The sequence below is a fragment of the Pseudomonas sp. LA5 genome, from assembly GCF_028640825.1.
Taxonomy (GTDB): domain Bacteria; phylum Pseudomonadota; class Gammaproteobacteria; order Pseudomonadales; family Pseudomonadaceae; genus Chryseomonas; species Chryseomonas aestiva.
On record NZ_JAQYZY010000060.1, the window covers coordinates 253,878 to 277,960 of the forward strand.

The following is a 24,083-nucleotide window of genomic DNA, read 5'->3' on the forward strand; positions in this document are numbered from 1 at the left end:
CCCTCACGAGCCCGATCGGGCTCGCTCTTCGCCATGCCTCAGGGGACCCTGCCGCCATGTTCAGCCGTGAAACCACCCTCGCCCGCTTCGACGCCGACCTGTATGCCGCCATGCAGCAGGAAGCCCAGCGTCAGGAAGATCACATCGAGCTGATCGCTTCGGAAAACTACACCAGTCCGGCGGTCATGGAAGCCCAGGGCAGCGTGCTGACCAACAAGTACGCCGAAGGCTATCCGGGCAAGCGCTACTACGGTGGCTGCGAGCATGTCGACAAGGTCGAGCAGCTGGCCATCGAGCGCGCCAAGCAGCTGTTCGGCGCCGACTACGCCAACGTCCAGCCGCACTCCGGCTCCCAGGCCAACTCGGCCGTGTACCTGGCGCTGATCGAAGCCGGCGACACCATCCTCGGCATGAGCCTGGCTCACGGCGGTCACCTGACCCACGGCGCTACCGTGTCCTCCTCCGGCAAGCTGTACAACGCCGTGCAGTACGGCATCGACGAGCAGGGCCTGATCGACTACGCCGAAGTCGAGCGCCTGGCCCGCGAGCACCAGCCCAAGGTCATCGTCGCCGGCTACTCCGCCTATTCCCAGGTGCTGGACTTCGCCCGCTTCCGCGCCATCGCCGATGCCGTGGGTGCCTACCTGTTCGTCGACATGGCCCACTTCGCCGGCCTGGTCGCCGCCGGTGTCTATCCGAACCCGGTACCCTTCGCCGACGTGGTCACCAGCACTACCCACAAGACCCTGCGCGGCCCGCGCGGCGGCCTGATCCTGGCCAAGGCCAACGAAGCCATCGAGAAGAAGCTCAACTCGGCGGTCTTCCCCGGCGCCCAGGGAGGTCCGCTGATGCACGTCATCGCCGGCAAGGCGGTGTGCTTCAAGGAAGCCCTGCAGCCCGAGTTCAAGACCTACCAGCAGCAGGTGATCAAGAACGCCCAGGCCATGGCCGGCGTGTTCATCGAGCGCGGCTTCGACGTCGTATCCGGCGGCACCGACAACCACCTGTTCCTGCTCAGCCTGATCAAGCAGGAGATCACCGGCAAGGACGCGGACGCCGCCCTGGGTCGCGCCTTCATCACCGTGAACAAGAACTCGGTGCCGAACGATCCGCGCTCGCCCTTCGTCACCTCCGGTCTGCGCATCGGCACCCCGGCCGTCACCACCCGTGGCTTCCAGGAAACCGAGTGCCGCGAGCTGGCCGGCTGGATCTGCGACATCCTCGGCAACATGGGCGACGAATCCGTGATCGACGCCGTGCGTGAGAAGGTGCAGGCCGTCTGCGCCCGCCTGCCGGTATACGGCAAGTAAGAGGTCCGCCTTCCCCCTCTCCCCTGGGAGAGGGCCGGGGTGAGGGAAAACCCCAAACCACGAGCCCCGACCAATCGGCCGGGGCTCGCTGCATTTCCAGCAGGGTCGTCAAGGCCGCCAAGCCGGACCCTGGCGCACGCCGGAAGGCCCTGAAAACGAAAAACCCCGGCCAGTGCCGGGGTTTTCTTTGTCAGACGCTGCTCAGCCTCAGAGGACCTGCAGATCGCCCAGGCCGTCCAGGTAGCGCTCGGCGTCCAGGGCGGCCATGCAGCCGGCACCGGCCGAGGTGATGGCCTGGCGATAGGTGTGGTCGGCCACGTCGCCGGCGGCGAACACGCCGGGTACGTTGGTGGCGGTGGCATTGGCCTCGCGACCGCCCTTCACCACCAGGTAGCCGTCGTGGCTGTCCAGCTGGCCTTCGAACAGCCCAGTGTTCGGCGTGTGGCCGATGGCGACGAACAGACCGGCCACCTGCAGCTCTTCGGTACTGCCATCGTTGTTCTTGATCCGTACCCCGGTGACACCCATGTTGTCACCCAGCACCTCGTCGACGCTGGCGTTGAGCTTGAGCGCCATCTTGCCTTCGGCGACCCGGGCGCGCAGCTTGTCCTGCAGGATCTTCTCGGCGCGGAAGGTCTCGCGGCGGTGGATCAGGGTCACCTTGCTGGCGATGTTGGCCAGGTACAGGGCTTCCTCGACCGCGGTGTTGCCGCCGCCGACCACCGCCACCTCGCGGTTGCGATAGAAGAAGCCATCGCAGGTGGCGCAGGCGGACACGCCCTTGCCCATGAAGGCTTCTTCGCTGGCCAGGCCCAGGTAGCGGGCGCTGGCACCGGTGGCGATGATCAGGGCGTCGCAGGTGTAGGTGGCGCTGTCACCCTTGAGGGTGTAGGGCTTGCCACCGAAGTCCACGGCATTGATGTGGTCGAAGACGATCTCGGTCTCGAAGCGCTCGGCGTGCTCGCGCATCCGCTCCATCAGCGCCGGACCGGTCAGGTCGTGGGGATCGCCCGGCCAGTTGTCGACCTCGGTGGTGGTGGTCAGCTGGCCACCCATCTGCATGCCGGTGATCAGTAGCGGCTTGAGGTTGGCGCGGGCGGCATAGACCGCAGCCGTGTAACCGGCCGGACCGGAACCGAGGATGATGAGGCGCGAATGGCGCGAGGTGCTGGCTTCAGACATGACATTCTCCCTGCCGGGATCTCCGGCAGACCTAAGAGTAGAGAGGCCGGCGCGCCCCATGGGCATGCCGGCCGGTGTGCGTGCGGAGCCGTTCCGCAGCGCCGGTCGCTCCTGGCGACGGCGCGACCGGCGCCGATAGGCGGACACCGGGTCCAGGGATGGGGCTCAGCCTAACGGGTACCGCCCCTCCACAGAAGCGACCATTCTAAATCCAGACCATAGGGCGCGCCTATGTCGACCGCTGCGGCAATCGAGCCCTGAGGTAAGCTGTGCATTCCCGCTCCCCGTCAGGAATCTTCATGGCTGTCGCTCCGCTGTCCGGCTCCGCCTATTTCGCCGAAGGGCTGCGCCTGGTGACTCGCCCCGGCATGCGCCGCTTCGTGGTCATCCCGCTCACCATCAACCTGCTGCTCTACGCGGCCATCCTCACCTTTGCCGTGCGCGGCTTCGAGGGCTGGCTGGAGCAGCTGATGCCGAGCCTGCCGGCCTGGGCGAGCTTCGTCGAATGGCTGCTCTGGCCACTATTCGTGCTCCTGCTGCTGGCGATCATCTTCTTTACCTTCACGATGCTGGCCAACCTGGTGGCGGCGCCCTTCAACGGCTTTCTCGCGGAAAAGGTCGAGGTCATGGTACGCGGCCAGGACGATTTCCCGCCGTTCAATCTCGCCGAACTGGTCACCATGGTGCCGCGCACCCTGCAGCGTGAACTGCGCAAGCTGGGCTACTACCTGCCGCGTGCGCTGGGCCTGCTGGTGCTGACCTTCATCCCCGGTCTGAACCTGATCGCCGCGCCGCTGTGGATCCTGTTCGGCGTCTGGATGATGGCGGTGCAGTACATCGACTTCCCCGCCGACAACCACCAGCTGGATTTCCGCAGCATGCTCGCCTGGCTGCGCACCCGCCGCCTGCGCTGCCTGGGCTTTGGCGGGGTGACCTACCTGGCGCTGCTGGTGCCCGGCCTGAACGCCCTGTTCATGCCCGCCGCCGTGGCCGGGGCGACGCTGTTCTGGGTGCGTGAAGGGGGCGACAAGGCGCTGCTGGTGCGCGCCTGAGGAGCGGGTTCGTCGGACTTTCTGACGCAGGTTGGCGCTGAGACGGCGCCAGCACCGAAGTCCGGCAGTCCTGGCTAAGCCAGCTCGTGATAACGCCGGTCGAAGTACAGCAATCCGCCTTCGCCACCCGGCTCGGCCACCCCCAGCACCTCGCAGAGCAGCAGGTCGTGGCTTCCCACCGACTGCACCTCGGCGATGCGGCAGTCGCAGGCCACCAGGGCACCGTCCAGCACCGGCGCCCCCGTGGCGAGGCGGGTCCAGCGCGCCGCGGCGAAGCGTTCGGCCATGGCGGTCTTGCCGCCGAAGAGGTTGGCCAGCGCCTGCTGGCCGGCGGCCAGGACGTTGACGCAGAGCACGCAGTTGGCACTGAAGGCGGGGTGCACCGAGGCGCTGCGGTTGAGGCAGACCAGCAGGGTCGGCGGGGTATCGCTGACGCTGCACACGGCGGTGGCGGTGAAGCCGGCCATGCCGGCCGGACCATCGGTGGTGACGAGGGTGACCGCGGCGCCCAGGCGCGCCATGGCCCCGCGGAAGAGGTCGCGTTCGACCGGGGCGACGGGGCTGGCGGCGGACAGGGGCAAGGCATGGGCAACGGACATGGCGTTACGCCTCCAGATCTTGGCTGAGATAGTCGAGCACCACCCGGTCGAAGGTGGCGGAATCGGTGACGCTGGAGGCGTGGCCGCCCCACTCCAGCAACTGGAAGCTGGCCCAGGGCAGACCCGCGGCCAGCTGCTGGGACGAGGTCCAGGGCACCAGGACATCGTCGCGATTGGCCAGCACCAGGGTCGGCACCGGGATGCGCGCCAGCTCGGCGTCCAGGTCGAAGGCCAGCAGCGCGCCGATACGCCGCAGGACATTGGCCTCGCCGGGGAAGTGCGCCAGGGCATGGGCTTCGTCGGCGGCCAGGCGCTCGCCGTGTTCGGCGATCCAGGTGGCCGGATAGAGAAAGATCGCCTGGGCCTGGACATAGGCCGCGGCGCCGCTGTCGCGCAGCAGGCGCTGCCGCAGGGCGAAGCAGCGCGCGGTATGCGCATTGGGTCGGCTCCAGGCATTGACCAGCACCTGGCGGCGGATCAGGCCCGGACGCAGCAGACTGGCCTGCAGGCCCACCAGACCGCCCAGGGCATGGCCCATGAACAGGCACTCGCGCAGTTCCAGGCGATCGGCCAGGGCCAGCAGGTCCTCGGCCATATGCTGGATGCGATAGTCCGCCGGCAGGTCGGCCGGACTGCTGCCGGTGCCGGTCTGGTCGTAGACCACCACCCGGAATCTTTCGCCGAGGGCCGCCAGCTGCGGCGCCCAGAAGGCCCCGGCGCCGCCCAGCCCGGAGCTGAGCAGCAGGGTCTCGGCCGCCGGGTCCTGGCGGCCATGGAGTTCGAAGTGCATGGGCGGTCCTTGAAGGTTGGTTGGTTGAGGCGGCCCTCACCCCAACCCTCTCCCAAGGGGAGAGGGGGTAGGTACGGAGCGGGAGCTAGCCGACATGGGCGATGCTGGCGATCTCGATCAGGGCGTCGGGCTTCACCAGGCCGCACTGGATGCAGTAGCGCGCCGGCTTCTCGCCGGGAAAGAATTCGGCGTACACCGCGTTGATGGCGGCGTAGTTCGCCCAGTCGGTGAGCATGATCATGTTGAAGGTGACGTCGGCCATGCTGCCGCCAGCCGCCTCCACCACGCCCTGGATGGTGGTGAGCACGTGGCGTGCCTGGGCGGCGGCGTCGCCCACATGGACCACGTTGTTCTGGGCATCGAACGGCAGGGTGCCGGAGACATAGAGCACGCCATCGGCCAGGCTGCCGGGCACGAAGGGGGCGATGGGGGTACCGGTACCTGCTGGGATCACGGCTTGCTTGGGCATGGTGCTCAGTCCTTGGCGAAGGTGGTGTGGAAGTCGGCGCAGCTGGCAACCCAGCCGAAGAAGGTCTCGATGTTGAACAGCGCGGCCTCGTGGGCCGCACGGGGCCCGGCCTGATGGCAGGCGTCGTGCAGGCAGACGCCGAAGTATTCGAGGAAGAAGCCGTCCCTCAGGGTCGACTCCACGCAGACGTTGGTGGCCACGCCGACGAACACCAGATTGCGGATGCCACGGGCGCGCAGCAGGCTGTCCAGGTGGGTGTTGTAGAAGCCGCTGTAGCGGGTCTTGGGCACCACCAGGTCCGCGGCCGCCGGTTGCAGCCGGTCGACCAGGGCATAGTCCCAGCCACCCCTGGCCAGCAGTTGCCCCTGCAATTCGGGTCGCTTGCGCATGGTCTTGAGGGCATTGGACTTGTGCCAGTTGGGCGAACCCGGCCCGCCCGCCTCGCGATACTCCGGGTCCCAGCCATTCTGGAACCAGACCACCTGGATACCCGCGCCGCGGGCGGTCTCCACCACCGCGGCGACGTTCTCGATCACCGGGCCGGTGGCCGAGACATCGAAACCGGCCAGATCCAGGTAGCCACCCTGGCTGGCATAGGCGTTCTGCATGTCCACCACGATCAGGGCGGTCTCGCTGGCCTTGAGCCGCAGCGGTTCGGGACGCGCCGGCAGGGTCAGGGCTTCGGTATCGCTCGCAGGCAAGGCATAGCCCGCCAGGGTTTCCACGGCATTCATCAGGCACTCTCCTTGAACAGGTCGACGTGACGGCGGCTCTGCATCAGCGGCTGGATGCGCTCGCCGAAGTCGGTCACGCCCTGGACGAAGTCATCGAAGGTCAGCAGCACCCCGCTGGCCCCGGGCACCTCGGCGATCTCGTCGAGCATCCGCGCCACGCTGGCGAAGGAACCCACCAGGGTGCCCATGTTGATGTTGACCGCCGAGGTCGGATCGGCCATCTGCCGCACATTGGTGTCGCTGCCGGACTTGGTGTCGGCGGCGGCCTGGGCGCCCAGCCAGGCGATGGCCTCCTCGTCGGCACCGGCCTTGTAGTGCTCCCACTTGGCGCGGGCGGCCTCGTCGGTCTCGGCGGCGATGATCATGAACAGGGCGATGGAAGAGACCTCGCGCCCGGTCTTGGCGGTGGCCGCCTGCAGCCGCTCCACCGCCGGGGCGAAGGCCTTGGGCGTGTTGACGCCCTTGCCGAAGACGAAGCTGTAATCGGCGTGTTCGGCGGCAAAGGCCAGGCCGGCGTCGCTCGCTCCGGCGCAGACGATCTCCATGGGCGCCTGGGGTTGGGGACTGACCCGGCAGTCCTCCATGCGGAAGTGCGCGCCCTGGAAATCCGACTGGCCGGTGCCCCAGAGGTCGCGCAGCACCTGGGCGTATTCACCGAGGTATTGATAGCGGCTGGCGAAGAACTCATCCCCCGGCCAGAGCCCCATCTGGCTGTATTCGGGTTTCTGCCAGCCGGTGACCAGATTGACGCCGAAGCGGCCACCGGAAATGCAGTCGATAGTGGCGGCCATGCGCGCGACGATGGCCGGCGGCAGGGTCAGGGTCGCGGCGGTGGCGAACAGCTTGATGCGCGAGGTCACCGCCGCCAGCCCGGCCATGAGGGTAAAGGACTCCAGGTTGTGGTCCCAGAATTCGGTCTTACCGCCGAAGCCGCGCAGCTTGATCATCGACAGGGCGAAGTCGAAGCCGTAGTGCTCGGCGCGCTGCACGATCTCGCGATTCAGCTCGAAGGTGGGCCGGTACTGGGGCGCGTTCTCCGACAGCAGCCAGCCGTTGTTGCCGATGGGAATGAAGACACCGATGTTCATCGCTCGCACTCTCCCGCAGTCAGGAATCGAGGCGCATCGAGATGCGCCATGGCTGCAGGATCGGAGCAGAAAGCTTGCCAAGTCTTGAAATTTCAAACCAATCAAGCACTTGGATGGAATTCAAGATTACCTCCAGACCATTTGGTCCAGATCAGAGCACCTAGTTTGTGCAAGACGCCCGAATCCGGGGCATGCAGGATGTCGGGCCATGCTAGAGTTTGGAAACCGGCGCGCTACCCTCTGGCATCCGCCGACGATTCGTCACCAGGAAGGTGCGAATCTCAACGACCGCGCCTGAAGCCGTCCCTCCCGCTCGTCCGGCGGTCGGTCCGCGTCAGATGTCCATGCAGGCCCAAGGAGCAGTTCGTGAGTCAGGCCAGTGATCCTCCGCCACGCAAGCCGCGTCAACCCAGCCCTGCCGCCCAGCAACGCCGGCAGCGTCAGATAGAAGCCAAGCGCGCCCAGATCCTCGGCGCCGCGCTCGATATCTTTTCCCGCTTCGGCCTGCACGGCGCCAGCCTGGATCAGGTGGCCCTGCAGGCAGACGTCTCCAAGACCAACCTGCTCTACTATTTCAGCAGCAAGGAAGAGCTCTATGTCGCCGTGCTGCGCCAGCTGCTGGCGACCTGGCTGAGTCCCCTGCGCACCTTCAGCGAAGACCAGGATCCCCTCGACGCCCTGCGCGGCTATCTGCGCCATAAGCTGGAGATGTCCCGCGACTATCCCGCCGAGTCCCGGCTGTTCTGCCTGGAGATGGTCCAGGGCGCGCCGCTGCTGCTGCCGGAATTGCAGGGCAGCCTGCACGACCTGATAGACGAGAAGGCCCGGGTGATCCGTACCTGGATCGATGCCGGCCGGCTGGCACCGGTGGATCCGTATCAGCTGATGTTCAGCCTCTGGGCCACCACCCAACACTACGCGGACTTCAGGGTCCAGGTGCAGGCACTCTGTGGCCGTACCCTGCAGGATCCAGCCTTCTTCGACGAGGTTCTGCGCGGCCTGGAAACCCTGCTCATCGACGGGCTGCGCCCGCGCCTCAGAGGCTGAAGCCCGGCTCAGGGCGCCAGGAAGAAGTCGGCGAACAGCTCGCTCAGTCTCGGCCAGAGCGGCGCCGGCAGGTCGTGGGCCATGTCGGGTATCAACTCGAAGCGGGCACCGGGAATGGTCCGGGCCACGGCGCGGCCACAGACCGGACGCAACAGCGGATCCCGCGCCCCATGGACCACCAGGGTCGGCGCCTGGATGCGCCGGGCAAAGGGCCGCAGATCGCCGCTGCCGAGCAGGGCGAACAGCTGCCGCTGCACCCCGTCCACATCCACCCCGCGCGCCAGGATCCGTTGCACCAGTCGTTCGAGCTCGGCGTCGCTCTGGCGATAGCGCGGGCTCTCGATGCCGCGCAGCAGGGCCTTCTGCCGGGCGAGCGCCGCTTCCGCCGGCAGATCGGCCGGCGGCCGCAGCAGCAGGCTGCCAAGCAGCCTGAACGAGGGCGGCGGCAACAGCGGCTGATTGGTCGACGAGAACAGGATGCCCAGCCGCGCGACCCGCTGCGGCCAGTCGGCGGCGAGGATCTGCGCGATCATGCCGCCCATAGAGCCGCCCAGCACGAAGGCGCGCTCCAGCCCCAGGTGATCGAGCAGCCCGACCGCATCGGCGGCCATGGCTTCCAGGCGATAGGGCACCGCACTGGGCTTGCCCAGTTGCGCCCGCCCCAGCACCGGCCACAGCGAAGGCGGCCGTCCACCCGGCCAGCTCAGCCGCGAGGACTGGCCGACGTCACGATTGTCGAAACGGATCACCCGCAGGCCCCGGCGCACCAGGGCCTCGCAGAAGCCTTCCGGCCAGAGCAGCAACTGGGCGCCAAAGCCCATGATCAGCAGCAGCGCCGGATCGGCGGGATCGCCCCAGTCCTCATAGGCCAGTTCGAGAGCACCGACCCGGGCGCGACCTTCACGTATGTCCATGGCTCCCCCGCGAAATAGGCAAAGGGTCATGCTACCCCAAGGCCGGCGCGGCGGAAGCGGCAGAACCCGGCGGTCACGCAGCGGTGCTGCGCTATGCTCGGGCAGACCCTTCCAGAGACCATCGCCATGCCCGCAGCGCCACTGGACTACCACCTGACCGACGAAGCGCGAGAAGACCTGCGCCAGGCCATCGCCGCGCCGCTGAGACGCTACAACGACAGCCAGGCCGGCCCGAGCGGCTACCGGGCCCTGGTCATCAGCCTGACCCGTGGCGGCGAATCCCTCGGCGGACTCTGGGGCTACACCAGCTATGGCTGGCTCTATGTGCAGTTGCTGGCGGTGGAGGAAGCCGCTCGCGGCCAGGGCGCCGGCCGCGAGTTGCTGCGGCGCGCCGAGGCCGAAGCCCTGGCCCGCGGCTGCCACGGCGCCTGGCTCGACACCCACGAATTCCAGGCCCGCGGCTTCTACGAGCGCCTGGGCTACGAGGTGTTCGGCGAACTGGCGGACTATCCGCCGGGCTTTGCGCGGTACTTCCTGCGCAAGACGCTCAAGGCAGGATGACGGCCAGTCCCGCTCATTGAGCGGTAAGGAAGTTGCCGATCCGGGCGTTCTCCTCGTCACCCTCCAGCAGCGGCACCTCGGCTTCGTCCTTGAGTTGCACGCCGGAGAGCTTGCGGCGATCCGCTTCGCGCATCAGGTAGAGCAGCTTGTGCGCCGCCAGGCCATAGGCGAGGCCTTCCAGCCGCACATTGGAGATGCAGTTGCGATAGGCGTCGTTGAGGCCCGGGCGCGGGCCGTAGGTGAAGTAGAGGCCGAGGCTGTCGGGCGAACTCAGACCGGGGCGCTCGCCGATCAGCATCACCAGCAGGCGCGCCTTGAGCAGCCCGCCGATTTCATCACCCACGGCTACCCGGCCCTGCTCCACCAGGGTCACCGGTGCCCAGCGCCAGTCCTCGGCCCCGGCCTGGTCGACCAGGCGCTCCAGGAACGGCAGCGCATGGCGATGCACCGCCAGGGCCGAGAGGCCGTCGGCGATGACTACGGCGACGTCGAAGCCCTCGGGATGCTCGGCGGCATAGGCGCCGAGTTCGCGAGCGGACTCCGCGGACAGCTTGCGCCCCAGATCCGGCCGTTGCAGATAGGTGTGGCGATCCGGCGCGGCGCTCTTGAGCACCAGGGTCTCGCGGCCCTGGGCGGCCAGGCCTTCGCGCAGCGCCTGCTGATCGAAAGCCAGGTGCACCGCATCGCGGGCCTGGGCATGGGCGGCCTGGAAGTCCAGCTGGGCCGACGTCGGCAGACTGGTGCCGGCCCGGCCCAGGGCGATGCGCGCCGGGGTGAGGCGCCGCAATTCGGCCCAGGGGTCGGGACGGGCGGTGTCGTTAGGGTTCATCGGCAAGACTCCTGAGCTATTAGGTTCATCGCGGCCATGGGCCGCTCCTACGAGAGCATCTATCCCTGTAGGAGCGGCCCATGGCCGCGATAAGGCCGCATCGGCAAACCGCCATGGCCGCGATCCTCCCTAAATCTGCGCCAACACCCGCTGGAATGGTGCCGGCAAACCCTCGCCGAGGCGGAAGCGGCCGTCTTCCAGGCGCAGGATGCCCAGGCGGTCGAGCCAGGCGGCGAATTCCGGCGCCGGTTGCAAGCCCAGCACCTGGCGGGCGTAGAGGGCGTCGTGGAAGGAGGTGGTCTGGTAGTTGAGCATCACGTCGTCCGACCCCGGGATGCCCATGATGAAGTTGATGCCCGCCGCGCCCAGCAGGGTCAGCAGCATGTCCATGTCGTCCTGGTCGGCCTCGGCATGGTTGGTGTAGCAGATGTCGCAACCCATGGGCACGCCGAGCAGCTTGCCGCAGAAGTGATCCTCCAGCCCGGCGCGGATAATCTGCTTGCCGTTATAGAGGTACTCGGGGCCGATGAAGCCGACCACGGTATTCACCAGCAGCGGTTTGAATTGACGAGCCACAGCGTAGGCGCGCACCTCGCAGGTCTGCTGGTCGACGCCATGGTGGGCCCCCGCCGAGAGGGCGCTGCCCTGCCCGGTCTCGAAATACATGAGGTTGTCGCCCAGGCTGCCACGGCGTTGCGACAGCCCGGCCTCGTAGCCTTCCTGCAACAGCGCCAGGCTGATGCCGAAGCTCTCGTTGGCGCCCTGGGTCCCGGCGATGGACTGGAACACCAGGTCCACCGGCGCGCCGCGCTCGATGGCGGCGATGCTGGTGGTGACGTGGGTCAGCACGCAGGACTGGGTGGGAATCTCGTAGCGCTGGATCACGGCGTCGAGCATCTTCAGCAGTTCGCAGATGCCGCTGGTGCTGTCGGTGGCCGGGTTGATGCCGATCACCGCATCGCCGTTGCCATAGAGCAGGCCGTCGAGAACGCTGGCGGCGATGCCGGCCGGATCGTCGGTGGGATGATTGGGCTGCAGCCGGGTCGACAGTCGTCCACGCAGGCCGATGGTATTGCGAAAGCGGGTCACCACCCGAACCTTCTGCGCCACCAGGATCAGGTCCTGGATGCGCATGATCTTGGACACCGCGGCCACCATCTCAGGGGTCAGCCCCGGGGCCAGGGCGGCGAGACTGGTCTCGTCGGCCGCCGCACCCAGCAGCCAGTCGCGGAAGCCGCCCACGGTGAGGTGGGCGACCGGGGCGAAGGCCTCGGCATCGTGCGTATCCAGGATCAGCCGGGTGACCTCGTCGGCCTCGTAGGGGATCACCGCCTCGCTGAGAAAGTGCTTGAGCGGCAGCTCGGCCAGCGCCATCTGCGCCGCCACCCGCTCCACGTCGCTGCCGGCGGCGACCCCGGCCAGGACGTCCCCGGAACGCGCCGGGGTGGCCTTGGCCAGCAGCTCCTTGAGATCGGCGAAACGCCAGGTCTGGCCGCCCACGCTGTGCTGGAAACCGCTCATGCTACCTCCTCGGGTTGCGCTGCTCAGGCCTCGCCGAAGGCAGCGTCGGGTGCAATGTCGCCCTGTCTACGGCTGAGACCGCAGACCAGCGCGCCTATCACCATCAGCACCACGAAGACGCTGGCGATCACCGGGTTGTACCAGACCATGGCGACCAGGCAGACCACCGCCAGCATCAGGGCGATGGCCGGCACCACCGGATAGCCCGGGGCGCGGAAGGTACGCTCCAGGTTCGGCTCGCTACGGCGCAGCTTGAACAGACTGAGCATGCTCATGATGTACATGACGATGGCGCCGAACACGCTCATGGTGATCATGGCGGCGGTCAGGGTCAGGCCCTGCAGGCTGATCACGCCGTCGCTGAAGATGGCGGCGATGCCCACCACGCCACCCGCGAGCACCGCCCGGTGCGGGGTCTGGAAGCGCGACAGCTTGGCCAGGCCGCGGGGCAGGAAGCCGGCACGAGCCAGGGCGAAGAATTGCCGGGAATAGCCGAGGATGATGCCGTGGAAGCTGGCCACCAGGCCGAACAGGCCGATGCCCACCAGCAGGTGCAGCCACACCGAACCCTCGCCCACCACGCCCTTCATGGCCTGCGGCAGCGGGTCGTTGATGTTGGACAGGGCGCGCCAGTCGCCCACCCCGCCGGCAAAGATCATCACGCCGATGGCCAGGGTCACCAGGGTGAGGATGCCGGCGATGTAGGCCTTGGGAATGGTCCGCTTGGGGTCCTTGGCTTCCTCGGCGGCCATGGCCGCGCCCTCGATGGCGAGAAAGAACCAGATGGCGAAGGGAATGGCGGCGAACATGCCACCCACCGCGGCCAGGGAGAACTGATCCTGGCCAGCCCAGCCACCGCTGGTGAAGTTGGTCAGGCTGAAGCCCGGCGCCACTACCCCCATGAAGATCAAGAGCTCGATCACCGCCAGCACCGTGACTACCAGCTCGAAGGTGGCGGCGATGCTCACCCCGAGGATGTTCAGCGTCATGAAGATGAAATAGGCCGCCACCGCGCAAAGCTTGGGATCGAGGGTGGGAAACTGCACGTTGAGGTAGGCGCCGATGGCCATGGCGATGGCCGGCGGCGCGAAGACGAATTCGATCAGGGTGGCGATGCCGGCGATGGTCCCCCCCGTAGGACCGAAGGCGCGCCGGCTGTAGGCGAAGGGCCCGCCGGCATGGGGAATGGCGGTGGTCAGTTCGGTGAAGCTGAAGATGAAGCAGGTGTACATCACCGCCACCACCAGCGCGGTGATCAGAAAGCCCAGGGTCCCGGCGACGCCCCAGCCGTAGCTCCAGCCGAAGTATTCCCCGGAGATCACCAGCCCCACGGCGATGCCCCAGAGGTGCAGGGTGCCGAGGGTCGGCTTGAGTTTCTCGTTGGTCATGACAGGCCACTCCCCGTGTAGCGACGTGATCCGAATGGGTCACCGCGATCCCGCGACGCCCGGCTTTTTCGAGCTTAAACAGCTCGGGGCCGTGCCGACTTGACCGCTTGGCACGGTCGCCGTGACCTCGGGTCAAGTCGGCGTTACCCCTCTTCCCAGGGTGCTACCCGAGACCGCACCACGCTGGTGCGATGCCCGACCACTCGCCCCGCGATGAAGCACGCCAAGGCGCTCGATAACGTGAAGGCCTCGGCGTTCCAGCCGCACTGGAGGACCGCTTTCCACCCCGGGGCACAGCCTTTGCTTCATTCATGCCGATCTCCTCCCTGGACCCGCACCATGCCCCTGGCCGCCTCCGGCTTTGCCGCCCTGACCGCACCGTCGCGCAACCTTGGCGTGCTCTCCGCCGCCGCCAGCGGCCTGGACGCCGTCATCACCAGCCACGGCGGTGACGTCGACCGCATCTTCGGCACCGCCGGCATCGATCCCGAACAGCTGCAGCACCCGACGCTGAGCCTCGGCTTGGGCAACTACTGCCGGGTCCTGGAAGAGGCTGCCGCCCAGTCCGGCTGCGACAATTTCGGCCTGCACTACGGCGGGCAGTTCAAGCCGCAGATGCTCGGCCTGCTGGGCTACGTGGGGCTCTGTTCGCCCACTGCCGAGGCGGCGCTGCAGAACTTCGCCGGCGCCTTTCCTTTCCACCAGCACAGCACCCTGATCCAGCTGGTGGACGCCGGTGAGTGCTGGCGCTTCGACTACCAGGTACGCCACGGCGCCATCGTCGCCCGCCGCCAGGACGCCGAGCTGACCCTGGGCATGCTGCTCAACCTGCTGCGCCATGTGCTCGGCGCTACCTGGGCGCCGCGCGCGGTGCAGTTCGAACACCCGCGTCCCGAGGGCTGGCACGAGCACCGCCGGCTGTTCGACGCCCCGGTCAGCTTCGGCCAGCCCTGCAACGCCATGCTGGTGCCCAAGGCCGACCTGCGCGACCGCGCCATGCCCGACCATGATCCGCTGCTCCTGCTGGTGGTACAGGACGCCATCCGCCAACTCGGCCAGCGCCTGCCGCAGATGGAACTGCTCGAAGAGGTCCGTGCCTCGGTGCGCCTGGCGCTGCCCCTGGGCGAGCCCAGCCTGGAGTCCATCGCCCAGCGCCTGGACCTTTCCACCAGCCAGCTGCAACGGCGCCTGCGCGACCAGGGCGCGAGCTTCTCGGCGCTGGTCGAGGGCGTTCGCCGCGACCTGGCTCAGCACTACCTGCGGCAGCGGCTGCCGGTCAGCGACCTGGCGCCGCTGCTGGGCTATTCGGAGACCAGCGCCTTTTCGCGAGCGTTCCGGCGGTGGTTTCAGGTGAGTCCGCGGCAGTGGCGGGGGATTTCGTAGGGAAGGGTCGGCGCGCCGAAGACCGGCTGACGTAGGCTGGTGCTGAGCGGAGCGAAGCCCAACAGAGCGGTGCGTCAGGTCTGGCTTATCGGTGTTCTGGCTGCTTATCGAATTTGGGGGAAGATTCTGTTTCGCCCACCCGGGCGAGTCACTTTTGCCAATCGCGGCTGCGCGCCCCGGACTACGCGTCCCGAACAAAAGTAACCAAAAACGCTGTCCCCACGTTTCGGCCTCACCGACGGGGACGGGACTCCAGCCTGAGGCTGTGACAGCTATCAACCGCCGAAGCCCAGCGCCCATAGGTGCAACTGTGTTATCGCGGCCATGGGCCGCTCCTACAGGGTTGGACTCAGCTTGTAGGAGTGGTCGCTACGGCGCACCGGCATGGGCGCGATTTCAACAGGCTCAAACCCCAGTAATGATTTCCACGGGTGAGTCTGGCCTTGGACAGTGGACAAGGCTTCGCCGTTGTCCACGCTACGGACGGTTATGGCTCTTCAACTAACACTTTCAGGCTGGCGAATCGCCCAGTTCAGGAGGGCGAACGCCAGTGTCGTGGAGTGGGTCGAGCCGCAGGGATGCGGCGAGAGGTCCAGTCGGCCAGGGACGGCCCATCTGGACCGACCCCGGAACGGCGCTGGCGTGAGCGGACCCGCAGCGCAGCGGAGGGCCGGATGGTGGGGCAAGCGTTTTTGGTTACTTTTGCCGCGACTGGCAAAAGTGACTCGCCCGGGTGGGCGAAACAAGAGGGATCAGCAAAGCTCGGTAAGCAGCTGAGGAACCAATAAATTTTGCACCATCGCAACGTTGGGCTTCGCTCCGCTCAGCGCCAACCTACCGAAGCAGTGAAGGTGGTGCGCTTGGGTGAGCGAAATATAAGCATCATCAAAACGCGAGAATCAGCCAAACACCTCCACCATACCTAGCCGAAAGGCAACCTATGTCCACCCGGTCAGATTCTTGCAAGGCCCTCCCCAAATAGCCCAACCAGAACAACGACCAACCCGATGACCTCTGCCCTGCCCCCTGCCCTCTTCACCCCCGCCTGGCTGGCGCGCCTGGAGTTGGCCTATGCCCGCCAGGGCGACTGGACCCGGCCGACCACCCGCCGCCACCTCGGCCCCTTGCGGGTGCAGAAACACCTGCACGCCGAAGGCCCCGAGGTCTGCCAGCACATCATCGTGCATCCCCCGGGAGGCATCGCCGGGGGCGATCGGCTGGACATCGACGTCAGCGTCGGCGCAACCGCCTGGGCCCAGCTCACCAGCCCTGGCGCCGCCAAGTGGTATCGCGCCGCTAGCGCCGCCCACCAGCAGATCGACCTGCGCGTCGCTGCCGGCGCCACCCTGGAATGGCTGCCCCAGGAGACCATCGTCTTCTCCGGCGCCCAGGCCCGTCTCGCCACCCGCATCGAGCTGGAGGGCGACGCTCGCCTCTGCTACTGGGACATCGTCGCCCTGGGCCGCCCAGCCAGTGCCGAGCGCTTCGCCGAGGGGCTGTTCCAGGCGCACCTGGACATCCGTCGCGATGGCACTCCGCTATGGCACGAGCGCCAGCGCCTGGTCGGGGCGGATCGGTTGCTGGACTCGCCCATCGGCCTCGCCGGTCGCCCGGTGTTCGCCACCCTGCTGATCACCGGCACCCTGGACGCGGATACCCTGGCGCGTTGCCGCGAACTCGGCCTGCCGGTCCGCGGCGACCTGACCCAGTTGCCCGGTCTGGTGGTCGCCCGCTGCCTGGCCGCCGAATCGCTGCAGGCGCGCGCCTGGCTGATCGAGGTCTGGCGCCTGCTGCGCCCGGCCCTGCTCGGCCGCGCCGCCGTGCCACCGCGGATCTGGAGCACCTGAGGCCACGTCACTCTTGTAGGCGCGGCCCACGGCCGCGATGATCGACCTTCCTTGACCGAACCTGCCAACCGGAACACCCATGGACCTGACGCCCCGCGAAAAAGACAAGCTGCTCATCTTCACCGCCGGCCTGGTGGCCGAACGCCGCCTGGCGCGTGGGGTGAAGCTCAACTACCCGGAAGCCATGGCGCTGATCTCCGCCGCCCTGCTCGAAGGCGCCCGTGACGGTCGCACCGTCGCCGAGCTGATGCACTACGGCACCACCCTGCTGACCCGCGACCAGGTGATGGAAGGCGTTCCGGAGATGATCCCGGAGATCCAGGTCGAAGCCACCTTCCCCGACGGGACCAAGCTGGTCACCGTCCACCAGCCGATCGCCTAGGGAGACCGCCATGAGTCTGATCGTCCGCGACGCCATCCCTGCCGACTTGCCGGCCGTGCTGCACATCTACAACGACGCCGTCAGCAACACCACGGCGATCTGGAACGAGACCCCGGTGGACCTGGCCAATCGCCAGGCCTGGTTCGACCTGCGCGCCACCCAGGGCTATCCCATCCTGGTCGCCGAGAATGCCGACGGCGTGGTGGTGGGCTATGCCTCCTTTGGCGACTGGCGGCCCTTCGAGGGCTTTCGCCACACCGTCGAGCACTCGGTCTACATCCATCCCGACCAGCGCGGCCAGGGCATCGGCCCGCGCCTGATGACGGTGCTCATCGAACGCGCCCGCGCCTGCGACAAACACGTGATGGTGGCCGCCATCGAGAGCGGCAACCAGGCCTCCATCCGCCTGCACGAGCGCCTGGGCTTCATCACCACCGGGCAGATGCCCCAGGTCGGCACCAAGTTCGGTCGCTGGCTGGACCTCACCTTCATGCAACTGATGCTGGAGCAGCGCCCATGATCCCCGGCGAATACCAGATCCAGGACGGCGATATCGAACTCAACGCCGGCCGCCGCACCCTGAGCCTGACCGTCGCCAACAGCGGCGACCGGCCGATCCAGGTGGGCTCCCACTACCACTTCCACGAGACCAACGACGCCCTGCTGTTCGATCGCGCCCTGGCCCGCGGCATGCGCCTGAACATCGCCGCCGGCACCGCCGTGCGCTTCGAACCAGGCCAGAGTCGCGAGGTGGAACTGGTCGAGCTGACCGGCCTGCGCACCGTCTACGGCTTCGCCGGGCGGGTGATGGGGAAGTTGTAGGGACAAGCCCCCTCACCCCAACCCTCTCCCTCAGGGAGAGGGGGCTAAAAGCAGACACCGTGCCTTTTGCGCTTTCCTCCTGCTCCGCGAGACTGGAGCGGAGCGAGAGGCCAAACCGGAACACCCGCCCTTCCCCCTCTCCCCCTGGGAGAGGGTCGGGGTGAGAGCAAAACAGAACACCCTGCGGTGCAGGAATACTCCCTGCACGAGGCAACAGGATGCCACCCGCTCTTCCCTCCTCTCCCCCTGGGAGAGGGTCGGGATGAGGACAAACCAGAACACCCTGCCGTCCAGGAATAACTCCCTGCTCGCGGCAACAGGATGCCACCCGCTCTTCCCCCTCTCCCTCCGGGAGAGGGTCGGGGTGAGGGCAAACCGGACCACCTTTATTCGGGATTCACACCTATGAAAATCTCCCGCCAAGCCTATGCCGACATGTTCGGCCCCACCACCGGCGACCGGGTGCGCCTGGCCGATACCGAGCTCTGGATCGAGGTCGAAGAAGACCACACCGTCTACGGCGAAGAAGTGAAATTCGGCGGCGGCAAGGTCATCCGCGACGGTATGGGCCAGAGCCAGCTGCTGGCGGCCGAGGTGGTGGATACCGTCATCACCAATGCGCTGATCGTCGACCACTGGGGCATCGTCAAGGCCGATGTCGGCCTCAAGCAGGGCCGCATCCACGCCATAGGCAAGGCCGGCAACCCGGATATCCAACCCGGCGTCAGCGTGCCCATCGGCGCCGCCACCGAGGTCATCGCCGGCGAGGGCATGATCCTCACCGCCGGTGGCATCGACTCCCACATCCACTTCATCTGCCCGCAGCAGATCGAAGAGGCGCTCATGAGCGGCACCACCACCATGATCGGTGGCGGCACCGGCCCGGCCACCGGCACCTATGCCACCACCGTGACCCCCGGTCCCTGGCACATGGCGCAGATGCTCAAGGCCGCCGACGCCTTCCCGATGAACATCGGCTTCACCGGCAAGGGCAACGCCAGCCTGCCCGGGCCGCTGGAAGAGCAGGTCCGCGCCGGCGCCATCGGCTTGAAACTGCACGAGGACTGGGGCACCACCCCCGCCGCCATCGACAACTGCCTGGCGGTGGCCGATCGCTTCGACATCCAGGTGGCCATCCACACCGACACCCTCAACGAATCCGGTTTCGTCGAGACCACCCTGGGCGCCTTCAAGGGTCGCACCATCCACACCTACCACACCGAGGGCGCCGGGGGCGGCCACGCGCCGGACATCATCAAGGCCTGCGGCTTCCCCAATGTGCTGCCCAGCTCCACCAACCCGACGCGGCCCTTCACCAAGAACACCATCGACGAGCACCTGGACATGCTCATGGTCTGCCACCACCTGGACCCGAGCATCGCCGAGGACGTGGCCTTCGCCGAGAGTCGCATCCGCCGCGAGACCATCGCCGCCGAGGACATCCTCCACGACCTCGGCGCCTTCGCCATGATCAGTTCCGACAGCCAGGCCATGGGCCGCGTCGGCGAGGTCATCACCCGCACCTGGCAGACCGCCGACAAGATGAAGAAGCAGCGCGGCCCACTGCCCGAGGACACTGCTGGCAACGACAATTTCCGGGTCAAGCGCTACATCGCCAAGTACACCATCAACCCGGCGATCACCCATGGCATCAGCCACGAAGTGGGCTCCATCGAGGTGGGCAAGTTCGCCGACCTGGTGCTCTGGCGCCCGGCCTTCTTCGGAGTCAAGCCGACGCTGATCCTCAAGGGCGGCGCCATCGCGGCCAGCCTGATGGGCGACGCCAACGCCTCCATCCCCACCCCGCAACCGGTGCACTACCGCCCGATGTTCGGCAGCTACGCCGGCATGCTCCACGACACCAGCCTGACCTTCATCAGCCAGGCCGCCTTCGACGCCGGGGTACCCGAGCAACTGGGGCTGAAGAAGCGCATCGGGGTGGTCAAGGGTTGCCGCACCGCGCAGAAGAGCGACCTCATCCACAACGGCTACCTGCCGACCATCGAGGTCGATCCGCAGAACTACCAGGTCAAGGCCGATGGCCAGCTGCTCTGGTGCGAACCAGCCGAGGTGCTACCCATGGCGCAGCGCTACTTTCTGTTCTAGAGGGGCCTGTTCTGAATGACGCGAGGCCCGGACCATGTTGGGCTTCGCTGCGCTCAATCCAACCTATGCAGCTCCCGTAGGTTGGGTTGAGGCAGCTCCATCGCCGAAGCCCAACACGCACGAATCATCCATAAGCGCTGAAAAAGGCTCTAAACTGCGACTTTCCACTCACCAAGGACGGTGATCTTGGACTACCGACGCAGCCGCACCGTGGGCGGTACCTTCTTCTTCACGGTCAACCTCAATGACCGCTCCGCCACCCTGCTCGTGGATCACATCGGCGCGCTACGGCAGGCGCTGCGCCAGGTAAAGGCCCGGCATCCCTTCGACATCCTCGCCATGGTGGTCCTGCCCGATCATCTGCACGCGCTCTGGCGCCTGCCGGAGAGCGACGGGGACTATCCGCTGCGCTGGAGCCTGATCAAGGCCGGTTTCTCCCGTCAGCTACCGCCATTGGAGACGGTGCAGCTATCACGACGGCTGAAACGCGAGCGCGGCGTCTGGCAGCGGCGCTACTGGGAGCACCGGATCCGCGATGAGCAGGACCTGCAGCGGCACCTCGACTACATCCATTTCAATCCGGTGAAGCACGGCCATGCGCGGAGCGCGGTGGAGTGGCCTTATTCCTCCATCCATCGTTATGTGCGAGCAGGGGTCCTGCCGGCGGATTGGGCAGGACAGCGCGATGAGGAATGGGCGGTGGGCGAGCGCTGAAGGTAAGTCGTGTTGGGCTTCGCTTTCGCTCAGCGCCAACCTACGGCGCCCGTAGGTTGGGTTGAGGCAGCTCTATCGCCGAAGCCCAACAGTCCGCGGCATGATCAAGCACCGTTGGGCTTCGCTACGCTCAACCCAACCTACGCAAAACTAACGCGGCGCAGCCGGGGCTTCCGCACGGTCGTCGCGGTCGTAGGTGGCCTTGTCCAGCTGGCCCATCCAGCGTGCGGTCAGGGTGCCGGCGGTCATGGAGCCGTTGACGTTGAGGGCGGTACGCCCCATGTCGATCAGCGGCTCGATGGACACCAGCAGCGCCACCAGGGTGACCGGCAGGCCGAGGGCCGGCAGCACGATCAGGGCAGCGAAGGTAGCACCGCCACCTACGCCGGCCACGCCCGCCGAACTCAGGGTGACGATACCCACCAGGGTGGCGATCCACAGCGGATCGAAGGGGTTGATACCCAGGGTCGGGGCGACCATCACCGCCAGCATGGCCGGATAGAGACCGGCGCAGCCGTTCTGGCCGATGGTGGCGCCGAAGGACGCGGCGAAGCTGGCGATGGCCGGGGGCACGCCGAGGCGCTCGGTCTGGGCTTCGATGCTCAGCGGGATGGTCGCCGCGCTGGAACGGCTGGTGAAGGCGAAACTCAGCACCGGCCAGACCTTGGGAAAGAAGCGCGCGGGCGACAGGCCGCTCAGGGTCAGCAGCAGCGCATGCACGCCAAAGAGGATGCCCAGGCCCAGGTAGGAGGCGATCAGGAAGGTGCCCAGCTTGAGCACGTCCTGGGGACTGGCGGTGGCGACCATCTTGGTCATCAGCGCCAGCACGCCGTAAGGGGTGAGTTGCAGCAGCAGGCGCACAAGCTTCATCACCCAGGCCTGGAGCACGTCGATGCCGGCCAGCACCTTCTCGCCACGCACCGGATCGTCGCGCTGCAGGCGCAGGGCGGCGACGCCGAGGAAGGCGGCGAAGATCACCACGCTGATGATGGAGGTGGGATTGGCACCCGTGAGATCGGCGAAGGGATTCTTCGGAATGAAGGACAGCAGCAGCTGCGGCACCGACAGATCCGCCACCTTGCCGACATAGCTGTTCTGCAGGGCGGTCAGGCGCGCGGTCTCCTGGGCGCCTTGCACCAGGCCCTCGGCGCTCAGGCCGAACAGCCAGGTGACCAGCACCCCGACCAGGGCGGCGATGGCGGTGGTGAACAGCAGCGTACCCAGGGTCAGCAGGCTGATGCGCCCCATGGAAGACGCTTCGCGCAGCCGCGCCACGGCCGCCAGGATGGAGGCGAACACCAGCGGCATGATGCTCATCTGCAGCAGCTGCACATAGCCGTTGCCGACCAGGTTGAACCAGCCGATGGAGGTCTTGAGCACCGGGGCGTCATGCCCGTAGACGAATTGCAGCACCAGGCCGAAGCCCACGCCCAGGGCGAGGCCGATGAAGACGCGCACGGCCAGGCTCCAGCCGGTGTTGCGGGTACGCGCCAGCAGGCCGAGCAGCACGGCGAAGGCGACGAGGTTGAGAACGAGAGGCAGATTCACACGAGGTCTCCAGAACGGCGCCCGACACGACCGCCGGACGAAAAGGCGGCGATGGTAGCAGCTCGGACCGCCTCGGCTTAGATCGAGGTGCTATCACCTGATAACGGGAGGAGCGGTCCTATCGCCGGGGTGAACGGCGCTCGTCCAGGGCGTTGCGCTGCTAGAGTTCAGCCAACCGGGAAATGACGCCCGGCCCTGCCACATCAGAAAAGGAATACTCCATGCAACGTTTCGCCAAGCTCGCCGCTTCCTTCGCCCTCGCCGCCGCCGTCGCTGGCTGCACCGGCACCGCGATGAAGACGCAGAACCTGGATCCGTCGCAGTACACCGTCGTCGGTCATGGCGAGGGCAAGGCTACCGGTCTCATGATCCTGGGCTTCATTCCGGTCCAGCAGAACGACCGCTTCGTGCGCGCCCAGCAGGCCGCCATCAAGTCCCGCGGTGGCGATGCGCTGATCAATGCCCAGGTGCAGGAAAACTGGTTCTGGGCCTACGTCCTGAGTGGTTTCACCACCACCGTTTCCGGCGACGTGGTCAAGCTCAAGCGCTGAGCCCCATCCGTCCGATCGACGCCGCCCATCGAGGCGGCGTTTTTGCGCTAGGCTGATCGCTTCTTTCCGAGGAAGCCGACCATGACCGCGACCCTGATGAAACTCCCGCTGCAATCCATCGACGGCGAAACCCTGACCCTGGAGCGCTACCTGGGCAAGGTGCTGCTGGTGGTGAACGTTGCCTCCAAGTGCGGCCTGACCAGCCAGTACGAAGGCCTGGAACGCCTCTATGAGGCCCAGCGCGAGCGCGGCCTGGAAGTGCTCGGCTTTCCCGCCAACGACTTCAAGCAGCAGGAGCCGGGCAGCGACGCCGAGATCAAGGAATTCTGCACCCTCACCTATGGCGTGCAATTCCCCATGTTCGCCAAGCTCAGCGTGGTGGGTGAAGACAAGCATCCGCTCTATGCCGAACTGACCCAGGCGCAACCCGAGACCACCGGCGACGGCCCCTTCCGCGAGCGCATGCTGAGCCGTGGCGGCACGCCCAATCCCAAGCCCGAGGTGCTGTGGAATTTCGAGAAATTCCTGATCGGGCGGGATGGGGAGGTGGTGGGGCGCTTCGCACCGGATGTGACCGCGGATGATCCGCGGTTGGTGGCGGCCATCGAGGCGGAATTGGCGAAGGGCTGAAGCTGCCCTACCGGTAAATGGCGAGGCGTGACCTGATTCGTAGGTTGGGTTGAGCGCCAGCGAAGCCCAACAATACGTCGCCATTGAAGGCTTGTTAGTGCACTAGCTGATTATCGAGTGACCTGATGGCTCTTGTTTCGCCCACCCGGGCGACTCACTTTTGCCAGTCGCGGCTGCGCGCCCCGGACAAAAGTAACCAAAAACGCTGCCCCCACGTTTCGGCCCTCCGCTGCGCTCCGGGTCCCCTCGCTCCGGCGCCGCTCCTGGGGCGCGGCACGAAGGGGCGTCCTGCCTCGCATCCCCCTCCGTGACACCTGCACTCAGCCTCACTGACGGGGACGGGACGCCAGCCTGAAATTTTAGGAGCGTTTACAGGGAGGCCATCGCGATTCGTAGCGTGGAAAACCGCGCAGCGTTTTCCACTGATGAGCTTGATCGAGAAAGCGGACAAGGCTTCGCCGTTGTCCGGGCTACGGGCTACGGGCTACGGGCTACGGGTGACGCGTTCTTCAACCAACACTTTCAGGCTAGCGAATCGCCCCGTTCAGCAGGGCGAACGCTAGTGCCGTGGAGTGGGTCGAGCCGCATGGATGCGGCGAGAGGTCCAGTGGGCCAT

Annotated in this window: 24 protein-coding genes; 13 read left to right on the plus strand and 11 right to left on the minus strand. The window is 66.9% G+C overall.

Features of this window, described 5'->3' with window-relative positions:
- Nucleotides 1-56 precede the first annotated feature (56 nt).
- Complete coding sequence (gene glyA, locus PVZ72_RS23750; RefSeq protein WP_273863161.1) at nt 57-1,310, plus strand: serine hydroxymethyltransferase; 1,254 nt, start codon at nt 57-59, stop codon at nt 1,308-1,310.
- A 207-nt stretch (nt 1,311-1,517) separates the two neighbouring features.
- Here glyA and trxB read toward each other — a convergent pair whose 3' ends face one another.
- Nucleotides 1,518-2,492 carry a thioredoxin-disulfide reductase gene (gene trxB / locus PVZ72_RS23755; RefSeq protein ID WP_133862163.1) on the minus strand — a complete coding sequence of 325 codons (975 nt, stop codon included), beginning with the start codon at nt 2,490-2,492 and terminating at the stop codon, nt 1,518-1,520.
- A 299-nt stretch (nt 2,493-2,791) separates the two neighbouring features.
- On the opposite strand from trxB, the gene cysZ reads away from it, so the two are divergent.
- Nucleotides 2,792-3,544, plus strand: coding sequence for a sulfate transporter CysZ (gene cysZ, locus PVZ72_RS23760; protein WP_133862164.1), 753 nt, complete (start codon nt 2,792-2,794; stop codon nt 3,542-3,544).
- Nucleotides 3,545-3,618: 74 nt separating this feature from the next.
- Here cysZ and PVZ72_RS23765 read toward each other — a convergent pair whose 3' ends face one another.
- From PVZ72_RS23765 to rutA, 5 genes are all read right to left on the minus strand, one after another.
- Complete coding sequence (locus PVZ72_RS23765) at nt 3,619-4,143, minus strand: flavin reductase (RefSeq protein WP_273863162.1); 525 nt, start codon at nt 4,141-4,143, stop codon at nt 3,619-3,621.
- Between the two features lie 4 nt (nt 4,144-4,147).
- The gene (rutD, locus tag PVZ72_RS23770; protein ID WP_273863163.1) at nt 4,148-4,933 is read right to left on the minus strand and encodes a pyrimidine utilization protein D; all 786 of its coding nucleotides are present in this window, start codon (nt 4,931-4,933) and stop codon (nt 4,148-4,150) included.
- A gap of 85 nt (nt 4,934-5,018) precedes the next feature.
- Nucleotides 5,019-5,402 (minus strand): pyrimidine utilization protein C, encoded by a 384-nt coding sequence (gene rutC / locus PVZ72_RS23775; protein WP_017642623.1) that lies wholly within the window; start codon nt 5,400-5,402, stop codon nt 5,019-5,021.
- Nucleotides 5,403-5,407: 5 nt separating this feature from the next.
- Nucleotides 5,408-6,136, minus strand: coding sequence for a pyrimidine utilization protein B (gene rutB / locus PVZ72_RS23780; protein WP_273863164.1), 729 nt, complete (start codon nt 6,134-6,136; stop codon nt 5,408-5,410).
- Complete coding sequence (gene rutA / locus PVZ72_RS23785; RefSeq protein WP_273863165.1) at nt 6,136-7,224, minus strand: pyrimidine utilization protein A; 1,089 nt, start codon at nt 7,222-7,224, stop codon at nt 6,136-6,138. Before rutA ends, rutB begins: the two co-directional genes overlap by 1 nt.
- Nucleotides 7,225-7,590: 366 nt before the next feature.
- On the opposite strand from rutA, the gene rutR reads away from it, so the two are divergent.
- Nucleotides 7,591-8,271 carry an HTH-type transcriptional regulator RutR gene (gene rutR / locus PVZ72_RS23790; protein ID WP_133862169.1) on the plus strand — a complete coding sequence of 227 codons (681 nt, stop codon included), beginning with the start codon at nt 7,591-7,593 and terminating at the stop codon, nt 8,269-8,271.
- An 8-nt stretch (nt 8,272-8,279) separates the two neighbouring features.
- Here the strand turns inward: rutR and PVZ72_RS23795 are convergent, their stop codons facing one another.
- Nucleotides 8,280-9,185 carry an alpha/beta fold hydrolase gene (locus tag PVZ72_RS23795; protein ID WP_273863166.1) on the minus strand — a complete coding sequence of 302 codons (906 nt, stop codon included), beginning with the start codon at nt 9,183-9,185 and terminating at the stop codon, nt 8,280-8,282.
- Between the two features lie 93 nt (nt 9,186-9,278).
- Here PVZ72_RS23795 and PVZ72_RS23800 point away from each other — a divergent pair, with 93 nt between their 5' ends.
- Nucleotides 9,279-9,746: a GNAT family N-acetyltransferase gene (locus tag PVZ72_RS23800; RefSeq protein ID WP_337960395.1), complete on the plus strand. Its 468-nt coding sequence runs from the start codon at nt 9,279-9,281 to the stop codon at nt 9,744-9,746.
- Between the two features lie 13 nt (nt 9,747-9,759).
- Here the strand turns inward: PVZ72_RS23800 and eutC are convergent, their stop codons facing one another.
- The 3 genes from eutC to eat all read right to left on the minus strand — a co-directional run bounded on the left by eutC (nt 9,760) and on the right by eat (nt 13,484).
- Entirely contained in the window at nt 9,760-10,575 is an 816-nt protein-coding gene (gene eutC / locus PVZ72_RS23805; RefSeq protein WP_273863167.1) for an ethanolamine ammonia-lyase subunit EutC, read from the minus strand.
- Nucleotides 10,576-10,704: 129 nt separating this feature from the next.
- Nucleotides 10,705-12,096, minus strand: a complete 1,392-nt coding sequence (locus PVZ72_RS23810; protein ID WP_273863168.1) for an ethanolamine ammonia-lyase subunit EutB — start codon at nt 12,094-12,096, stop codon at nt 10,705-10,707.
- 23 nt (nt 12,097-12,119) lie between these two features.
- On the minus strand, nt 12,120-13,484 hold the full coding sequence (eat, locus tag PVZ72_RS23815; protein ID WP_273863169.1) for an ethanolamine permease: 1,365 nt from the start codon (nt 13,482-13,484) through the stop codon (nt 12,120-12,122).
- 339 nt (nt 13,485-13,823) lie between these two features.
- Between eat and qhpR the strand changes: the two genes are divergently transcribed.
- The 7 genes from qhpR (at nt 13,824) to PVZ72_RS23850 (ending at nt 20,738) form a co-directional block, all read left to right on the plus strand.
- Nucleotides 13,824-14,867, plus strand: a complete 1,044-nt coding sequence (gene qhpR / locus PVZ72_RS23820) for an AraC-like transcriptional regulator QhpR (RefSeq protein ID WP_273863170.1) — start codon at nt 13,824-13,826, stop codon at nt 14,865-14,867.
- Between the two features lie 1,007 nt (nt 14,868-15,874).
- Nucleotides 15,875-16,714 carry an urease accessory protein UreD gene (locus PVZ72_RS23825; RefSeq protein WP_273863171.1) on the plus strand — a complete coding sequence of 280 codons (840 nt, stop codon included), beginning with the start codon at nt 15,875-15,877 and terminating at the stop codon, nt 16,712-16,714.
- Nucleotides 16,715-16,793: 79 nt separating this feature from the next.
- Nucleotides 16,794-17,096, plus strand: coding sequence for an urease subunit gamma (gene ureA / locus PVZ72_RS23830; protein WP_007162996.1), 303 nt, complete (start codon nt 16,794-16,796; stop codon nt 17,094-17,096).
- Nucleotides 17,097-17,106: 10 nt separating this feature from the next.
- Nucleotides 17,107-17,616, plus strand: a complete 510-nt coding sequence (locus tag PVZ72_RS23835; RefSeq protein ID WP_133862177.1) for a GNAT family N-acetyltransferase — start codon at nt 17,107-17,109, stop codon at nt 17,614-17,616.
- Nucleotides 17,613-17,918 carry an urease subunit beta gene (locus tag PVZ72_RS23840; RefSeq protein WP_273863173.1) on the plus strand — a complete coding sequence of 102 codons (306 nt, stop codon included), beginning with the start codon at nt 17,613-17,615 and terminating at the stop codon, nt 17,916-17,918. Before PVZ72_RS23835 ends, PVZ72_RS23840 begins: the two co-directional genes overlap by 4 nt.
- A gap of 405 nt (nt 17,919-18,323) precedes the next feature.
- Nucleotides 18,324-20,024 carry an urease subunit alpha gene (gene ureC, locus PVZ72_RS23845; RefSeq protein ID WP_187981133.1) on the plus strand — a complete coding sequence of 567 codons (1,701 nt, stop codon included), beginning with the start codon at nt 18,324-18,326 and terminating at the stop codon, nt 20,022-20,024.
- Between the two features lie 183 nt (nt 20,025-20,207).
- Nucleotides 20,208-20,738 carry an REP-associated tyrosine transposase gene (locus PVZ72_RS23850; protein ID WP_273863198.1) on the plus strand — a complete coding sequence of 177 codons (531 nt, stop codon included), beginning with the start codon at nt 20,208-20,210 and terminating at the stop codon, nt 20,736-20,738.
- A gap of 150 nt (nt 20,739-20,888) precedes the next feature.
- Here the strand turns inward: PVZ72_RS23850 and PVZ72_RS23855 are convergent, their stop codons facing one another.
- Nucleotides 20,889-22,286 carry an L-cystine transporter gene (locus PVZ72_RS23855; protein ID WP_273863174.1) on the minus strand — a complete coding sequence of 466 codons (1,398 nt, stop codon included), beginning with the start codon at nt 22,284-22,286 and terminating at the stop codon, nt 20,889-20,891.
- A 221-nt stretch (nt 22,287-22,507) separates the two neighbouring features.
- On the opposite strand from PVZ72_RS23855, the gene PVZ72_RS23860 reads away from it, so the two are divergent.
- Entirely contained in the window at nt 22,508-22,837 is a 330-nt protein-coding gene (locus PVZ72_RS23860) for a hypothetical protein (RefSeq protein ID WP_133862181.1), read from the plus strand.
- An 81-nt stretch (nt 22,838-22,918) separates the two neighbouring features.
- Nucleotides 22,919-23,467 (plus strand): glutathione peroxidase, encoded by a 549-nt coding sequence (locus PVZ72_RS23865; protein ID WP_273863175.1) that lies wholly within the window; start codon nt 22,919-22,921, stop codon nt 23,465-23,467.
- Nucleotides 23,468-24,083: the final 616 nt, after the last annotated feature.